Source organism: Leucobacter sp. M11 (assembly GCF_035726885.1).
GTDB lineage: Bacteria > Actinomycetota > Actinomycetes > Actinomycetales > Microbacteriaceae > JAPFRB01.
Map to the genome: position 1 here is coordinate 191,826 of NZ_JAPFRB010000002.1, position 867 is coordinate 192,692.

1 protein-coding gene is annotated in these 867 nt (G+C 60.4%); it reads left to right on the forward strand.

The annotated features are described in order from the left end of the window. Window positions 1-96 precede the first annotated feature (96 nt). Window positions 97-867, forward strand: a 771-nt coding sequence (locus OOT08_RS05055) for a tape measure protein (protein ID WP_325092111.1), incomplete at its 3' end; no start/stop codon positions are given.

Consider the following 867-nt stretch of genomic DNA (forward strand, 5'->3'; position numbering starts at 1 on the left):
CATGATTCGGCCCGGTCTCAGCGTGCAGAGTGGGCGACGGTCGGGACCGGGCTGACCGCGGTCGGCGTAGCTGTCACCGGCTTGGGTGTCGCTGCGATGAAGACAGGGGTCGAGTACAACACGCTGCAGCAGACCACTCGGGCAGCTTTGACTACTCTGCTGGGGTCCGCTGAGGCTGCGAATGCTCAGATGGACAAGCTGGATGCTTTCGCGAAAACCTCACCGTTCGCGAAGGGGTCGTTCATCAAGGCGCAGCAGCAGATGCTGGCTTTCGGTGTGGAGACTCAGAAGGTCATTCCGTACCTGGATGCTGTGCAGAACGCGGTCGCTGCAGCAGGTGGTTCGAACGCTGACATTGAAGGCATCGTGGCGACGATGGCGAAGATTCAGTCTTCTTCGAAGATCACAGCACAGGACTTGAACGAGTTCGGGAATCGTGGTGTGAACGCGGCTGAGCTGATCGGTTCCCGGATGGGTAAGACCGGGGCGCAGATTCGCGAGGAGATCACTGCCGGTTCTCTGGGGGCTACTGAAGCCCTTGACGCGCTTACTGCGGGCATGGCGGAGAAGTTCGAGGGCGCCTCTGCGAATGTGAAGAACACGTTCGCTGGCGCTATGGACCGCGTCAAAGCTGCTTGGCGTGATTTCTCGTCTGAGCTCGCCCGGCCCCTCGTTGACCCTAACGGTGGCGGCGCATTGGTTGACCTGCTCAACTGGGCCGCCGACGCGATGCGAGCCTTCGAGGACCTTCCTGCTCCGGTGAAAACCACCATCTCGGCGATGACTGGGCTTGCTGGTGTCGGTTCCCTTGCTGGCGGTACCTTCATGCTCGCGCTCCCAAAGTTCCTTGAGTTTCAGGACGCTTTA